Source organism: Aphanothece hegewaldii CCALA 016 (assembly GCF_003007785.1).
GTDB lineage: Bacteria > Cyanobacteriota > Cyanobacteriia > Cyanobacteriales > Microcystaceae > Chroococcus > Chroococcus hegewaldii.
In genome coordinates, this window is the sequence record NZ_PXOH01000012.1 from 120,097 (window position 1) to 126,362 (window position 6,266).

The 6,266-nt window shown below is 38.0% G+C and carries 7 protein-coding genes and 1 pseudogene; 2 read left to right on the forward strand and 6 right to left on the reverse strand.

Annotated elements, in window-relative coordinates; all coding sequences use genetic code 11:
• Window positions 1-12: 12 nt before the first annotated feature.
• Window positions 13-669 carry a class I SAM-dependent methyltransferase gene (locus C7H19_RS12850; protein ID WP_106457280.1) on the forward strand — a complete coding sequence of 219 codons (657 nt, stop codon included), beginning with the start codon at window positions 13-15 and terminating at the stop codon, window positions 667-669.
• Window positions 670-710: 41 nt separating this feature from the next.
• Window positions 711-1,577: an NAD(P)-dependent oxidoreductase gene (locus C7H19_RS12855; protein WP_106457281.1), complete on the forward strand. Its 867-nt coding sequence runs from the start codon at window positions 711-713 to the stop codon at window positions 1,575-1,577.
• Window positions 1,578-1,628: 51 nt separating this feature from the next.
• Here C7H19_RS12855 and C7H19_RS12860 read toward each other — a convergent pair whose 3' ends face one another.
• The 6 genes and pseudogenes from C7H19_RS12860 to C7H19_RS12885 all read right to left on the reverse strand — a co-directional run.
• The gene (locus tag C7H19_RS12860) at window positions 1,629-2,372 is read right to left on the reverse strand and encodes a Uma2 family endonuclease (RefSeq protein WP_106457282.1); all 744 of its coding nucleotides are present in this window, start codon (window positions 2,370-2,372) and stop codon (window positions 1,629-1,631) included.
• Between the two features lie 157 nt (window positions 2,373-2,529).
• Window positions 2,530-3,273 carry a Uma2 family endonuclease gene (locus C7H19_RS12865; protein ID WP_106457283.1) on the reverse strand — a complete coding sequence of 248 codons (744 nt, stop codon included), beginning with the start codon at window positions 3,271-3,273 and terminating at the stop codon, window positions 2,530-2,532.
• A gap of 379 nt (window positions 3,274-3,652) precedes the next feature.
• Window positions 3,653-4,159: a MogA/MoaB family molybdenum cofactor biosynthesis protein gene (locus tag C7H19_RS12870; RefSeq protein WP_106457284.1), complete on the reverse strand. Its 507-nt coding sequence runs from the start codon at window positions 4,157-4,159 to the stop codon at window positions 3,653-3,655.
• 93 nt (window positions 4,160-4,252) lie between these two features.
• Window positions 4,253-4,603, reverse strand: a complete 351-nt coding sequence (gene psb28 / locus C7H19_RS12875) for a photosystem II reaction center protein Psb28 (protein WP_106457285.1) — start codon at window positions 4,601-4,603, stop codon at window positions 4,253-4,255.
• A 129-nt stretch (window positions 4,604-4,732) separates the two neighbouring features.
• On the reverse strand, window positions 4,733-6,115 hold the full coding sequence (gene psbC / locus C7H19_RS12880; RefSeq protein WP_106457286.1) for a photosystem II reaction center protein CP43: 1,383 nt from the start codon (window positions 6,113-6,115) through the stop codon (window positions 4,733-4,735).
• Window positions 6,099-6,266, reverse strand: a pseudogene (locus tag C7H19_RS12885) (photosystem II D2 protein (photosystem q(a) protein)); the annotation flags it as partial. The pseudogene C7H19_RS12885 and the gene psbC, both read right to left, overlap by 17 nt.

Here is a 6,266-nt window from a genome sequence, read left to right on the forward strand (position 1 = left end):
AGTAGGTGATTAATGCAGCGAATTTTAGAAGACGAAGTCATGGATACTTTAGAAGAAGCCATTGAGTACGATGCAATGGACTTTACAGAAGTTAACACGAATTTTGCTCAACGAGCGATCGTTTTAGCACATCAAACCGCTAAAGTGTTAGATGTGGGAACAGGAACAGCACGAATTCCTATTTTAATTGCTCAACAACGTCCTACATGGAACATTACAGGAATTGATTTAGCAAAATCGATGTTAGACATCGGCTTTAAAAACATTGCACAAGCTAATTTAGAACAACAAATCCATCTTGAGGTTGTTGATGCTAAACAAATGCCTTATACAGATGCTCAATTTGATTTAGTATTATCTAATAGTTTGCTTCATCATCTTCCTAACCCTCTACCTTTTTTAAAAGAACTTAACCGAGTGCTTAAACCAAATGGCGGTATTTTGTTACGAGATTTACTACGACCCGCTTCAAAAGCTATTATTAATGAAATTGTTGAACAAGTAGGAGAAGATTATACTGAGCATCAAAAAAAGCTTTTTTGGGATTCGCTTCATGCGGCTTTTACCTTAGAAGAAATTGCCGAATTGTTGCAAAATGCTGGACTAGAAAAAGTAAAAATTTATCAATCATCTGAACGTCATTGGACGGCAGAAAGAGAATATCAATAGATTATTATTTTATTAATTGAGTTTATAGGACATCTAATCTAATGACTAAAGTAGGTTTTTTGGGTACAGGTTTGATGGGACAGCCAATGATTAAAAGGCTTTTGACCTCAAATATTTCTGTTATTGCTTATAATCGTACAGTTTCTAAATTAGAAGGTTTAAAAGAATCTGGTGTAATCATTGCTCAATCACCTACAGAAGTGGTGCAAAATTCGGATTGTATTATTTTAATGCTGACGAATGCCACCGCTATTAAAGATTTATTATTAACGGAAATAACCAGTAAATATTTAATAGATCGTACAATTATTCAAATGGGAACGATCGCACCGCAAGAAAGCATAATTTTACAACAAGAAATCACCGCAAAAGGTGGGGAATATTTAGAAGCGCCCGTTTTAGGAAGCATCCCAGAAGCACAAAACGGAAATTTATTAGTAATGGTTGGAAGTACAGAAACACAATTTAAAAAATGGTCATATTTATTACAAAATTTTGGTTCTGAACCTATTTTAATTGGCGAAGTGGGAACCGCAGCAGCTTTAAAGTTAGCGTTAAATCAATTAATTGCTTCTTTAACCAGTTCTTTTGCTTTAAGTTTGGGGTTTTTGTCGCGTCAGGGCGTAGACATAGATCAATTTATGAATATTTTGCGTCAGAGTGCTTTGTATGCTCCGACATTTGATAAAAAGTTAGCTAGGATGTGCGATGGTAATTACGATAATCCAAATTTCCCAACAAAGCATCTACTCAAAGATGTTAATTTATTTTTACAAGAATCAGAATCATTGAATTTAATGAGTGATTCTTTGAATGGTGTTCAGAAAATTTTAGAGAAAGCAATAGAATTAGGTTTATCGGATGCTGATTATTCGGCGTTGTATTCTGCGATCGTACCTAAATCATAATTTTAATTCGCTTTTGAATAATGCTCAATAATTTTCACCTTACGACGGACTTTAGTTCTTATCCAGTCTTATCACTACTTCTTGAACCTTCTCCAAAGGCAAATCTAAAGCTTTCGCAATTTGTTCAACAGTTGCGCCTAATTGTAGCATAAACGGGACAGAGGCTAACTTACCTGCGATTTCTGCCTGTTGAATGCGTTCTTCTGGCGTTAAATAGCGTTTTCTGTGTTCATCAAACCAATATAACCATTCTCGCTCAATCCCTTGATAAATTCCCTCTTCTCTACCTATTCCTAAACCTAGTTCACTCAACCAGACTGGTTCACCCTCTAGTAACTCGTATCGTCCATTATTTAATTGATAAACTTCTAAACGGGGTTTTTTCTTGCGTAACGGGTTATAAATCACATAATATAAAACCCCCATCACTGCATAAAAATCTTTTTTTTTCGTATATTCTTTACGTCTTTTATGAGAAACAATTTCTAAGAACAAAATCGGTACTTTTTGTTCTTCCCACAAGACATAAGACAAGCGTAAATCTGAATCAATAATGCGTGGAACCCCAACACTTAAAAAGCCATCAGGGACAATAGCGGGTTCATTAGGATCGTAATAGACCCCCATATCGACCCCAAAAAACCAGTCCATGCGTTCTGACCAGATAAGGGCGAGAACGGTTTGTAATAAATTAGGAATATAATTTTGCAGTTCGTTATCCACAGGGGTATCGTCGGAGTCGGGTAAGTCTTTGGCTGAGGGTAGAGACTGTTTGGGGTTGTAGTTAAGTAACATAGCCTTGATGGAATTTAACTGTTCTCTATAATTGTAATGTTCTGTTCAATTAACTTTTAAAGAAAAATAGGTCGGAAATAGATTGACAGAAACCGAAATATTTTTACAAATGGTGAAAAATTAAATTATCTATAAAATGGAAACTAAATCTGTAGATTTATTTTTTGATCATTGAGTTAACTTGTTCGATTTTTAAATCTAACGCCTCTGCTATCTGTTGTACCGTCAATCCCAAAGCTAATAATCTAGGAACAGATTCTAATTTTCCTTGCACTCGCCCTTGTTCTAATCCCTGTTGAATGCGTTCTTCTGGCGTTAAATAGCGTTTCCTGTGTTCATCAAACCAATATAACCATTCTCGCTCAATCCCTTGATAAATTCCCTCTTCTCTACCTATTCCTAAACCTAGTTCACTCAACCAGACTGGTTCACCCTCTAGTAACTCGTATCGTCCATTATTTAATTGATAAACTTCTAAACGGGGTTTTCTCTTGCGTAACGGGTTATAAATTACATAATATAAAACCCCCATCTCTGCATAAAAATCTTTTTTTTTCGTATATTCTTTACGCCTTTTATGAGAAACAATTTCTAAGACCAAAATCGGCACTTTTTGTTCTTCCCACAAGACATAAGACAAGCGCAAATCTGAATCAATAATGCGTGGAACCCCAACACTTAAAAAGCCATCAGGGACAATAGCGGGTTCATTAGGATCGTAATAGACCCCCATATCGACCCCAAAAAACCAGTCCATGCGTTCTGACCAGATAAGGGCGAGAACGGTTTGTAATAAATTAGGAATATAATTTTGCAGTTCGTTATCCACAGGGGTATCGTCGGAGTCGGGTAAGTCTTTGGCTGAGGGTAGAGACTGTTTGGGGTTGTAGTTAAGTAACATATCCTTGATGGAATTTAACTTGCTCTCATATTTCTAAGTAGCTAATTACAATATAGCAATCAAATGCTGATAGTCGATCGGACAATTTATTAGAGATTGTAATCCCACTTAACTACTTTATCAATCATGGGATAGAGAGAACTATCTAAATTCGCTTCAATGTAATTTTCTACAGCAAATATCCGACATAAAGGTTGATGTATTTCTCTTTTATTCTCCAATCAACCAACTTACTGCTATTACTAAAAAACCTAGAAAAAAATAACCAAAAATTCCTTGAACCCAATCAAAAAGGTTTAATGGAATAAATATAAAAAGTTTTGATGTTAACGAAGCAGTCAATATAAAAAGAATCATTGAAACAATTATAGACATATTTTTAAATACCTTTAATCTGTTTAACTAAATGAACTAATTCGGATAAAATAAGTTTTTCTAAAGCAAGCTTTACAGCATTATAAGAACCAGGGAGTAAAAAAATTAATTTTTGTCGATAGATTCCAGCAATTGCGCGAGATGCAATTGCTCGTGATCCGATTTCCTGATAGCTTAAAAAGCGAAATATTTCACCAAAACCAGGCAAAGTTTTTTCTAATAATTGACTGATTGCTTCATATGTGGTATCTCTTGGGGCGATTCCTGTACCACCATTAAAAATAATTGCTTCTAATTTTGAAAGCTCACTTAATTCTTGTAGTAAAGTAGAAATTTGCTGAGGTTCATCGGGAAGAATACGATAAATCAGCGTTTGATGATTTGCTTCAATTAAAAATTGTTGTATGATTTGACCACTGCGATCGCTCTCTTGAGTTCGAGTATCACTAATGGTAATCACGGCACATTGCACAGAAATCGGCGTAACATCAGGATGAGGAACAGTTGACATATTAACTCAATTATGGTAATAAATATTATATCTAAAAGATAAACCAGAGAGTGTACCCTGGCTTTTGTTTAGATAAAATAATAGAGATGTCTATTATTTAGCCGAGTTTTCAGATTTAGTAAATCCTAAGCCGTTTTCTTGGGCGTATCTCTCCATAAAACGCATAAAACGTTCCCATTCCGATTCAGAAGTGATAATTAAAGTAGCTTCTACTGCTTGAGCTTTCCCGTTAATAAATTTGCCTTTTACTTCACGAGTCACCATTTCGCCTTCTTCGTCAATTAAATACATTCCGGTGATTTCTTCTGTCCGTTCTTTTTCGAGAATTGCGGGTGAATTAAAATAAAAAGTTGCTGTACCCTTTTGTCCATCACGAGAACGAGTTAACCTAACATCAGGCACTACTGATTCTGTCAAACCTCTTGAAAATTGGATTTGAGCCATTCTTTAACAATCCTTTACATTAACATCTATTATTTCATCATCTCACACAAAGCGAGGGATCACGTAAAAAATACCTAAAAAAACTCTCGCCATTAAGACGAGAGCCATATAAGAATTTAAAAAATATTCTTAGTCAAGGTCAGGCATAGATAATACTGGCTCTGACTCACGGTCAATTCCTTTCTCAAAACCAGCAGAAGCAGCCCGCGCACGTCCTGCGTGCCAAAGGTGTCCGATGAGGAAGAAGAAAGCAAGAGTAAAGTGAGAAGTTGCTAACCAAGCGCGAGGTGATACATAGTTGAAAGAGTTAACATCGGTAATAACTCCACCCACAGAGTTTAGAGAACCTAAAGGAGCGTGGGTCATGTATTCAGCAGCGCGGCGAACTTGCCAGGGTTGAACGTCATTTCTGATTTTGTCGAGGTCTAAACCGTTAGGACCACGTAGCGGCTCTAACCAAGGACCCCGGAAATCCCAGAAACGCATTGTTTCACCACCAAAGATGATTTCACCTGTGGGGGAACGCATTAAATATTTACCTAAACCTGTGGGGCCTTGTGCAGAAGCAACGTTAGCACCCATCCGTTGGTCACGAACGAGGAAGGTAAAAGCTTGAGATTGGGAAGCTTCCATACCAGTAGGTCCATAGAACTCACTGGGGTAAGCGGTGTTGTTGAACCAAACGAAGACGGAAGCAATAAAGCCCATCATCGACAAAGCACCTAAACTGTAGGAGAGATAAGCCTCACCAGACCAGATTAAAGCACGACGCGCCCAAGCAAAAGGCTTAGTTAAGATGTGCCAGATACCGCCAGCGATTAGGATTAAACCAACCCAAATATGACCACCAATGATATCTTCCATGTTGTTAACGCTAATAATCCAGCCTTCGCCACCGAAGGGAGCTTTTAGCAGATAACCAAAGATAGTTGCAGGGTTCAAAGTTGGATTAGTGATTACCCTTACATCACCGCCACCTGGAGCCCAAGTATCATAGACACCACCGAAGAACATCGCCTTAAAGACCAACAGCAGCGCACCGCATCCTAAAAGAATGAGGTGATAACCGATGATATTGGTCATTTGGTTTTTGTCTTTCCAGTCGTAGCCAAAGAAATTGGAATACTCTTCTAAGATTTCGGGGCCACGTAGCGCGTGATAGATGCCACCAAAACCGAGAACAGCCGAAGAAATGAGGTGTAAAACACCAACGACGAAAAAGGGGAAGGTATCAATTACTTCACCACTAGGGCCAACACCCCATCCAAGGGTAGCAATGTGAGGAAGTAAGATTAAACCTTGCTCATACATCGGTTTTTCGGGGATAAAGTGTGCTGTCTCAAATAGAGTCATCGCACCAGCCCAGAAAACGATTAAACCAGCGTGAGCAACGTGTGCGCCAAGTAATTTACCAGAGAGGTTGATGAGACGGGCATTACCAGCCCACCAAGCAAAACCGGTAGAATCTTGGTCGCGCCCACCAGCAACGGACATATTAGAGAGCGTTACCACGTGGAAGTACCTCCTCTGGGAATACAAATTTCTCGTGGGGTTGGTCTAAAGGAGCCATCCAAGCTCTTAGACCTTCATTGAGTAGAATATTTTTGGTGTAGAAGGTTTCAAACTCGGGGTCTTCTGCTGCTCTTAACTCTTGTGAAACGAA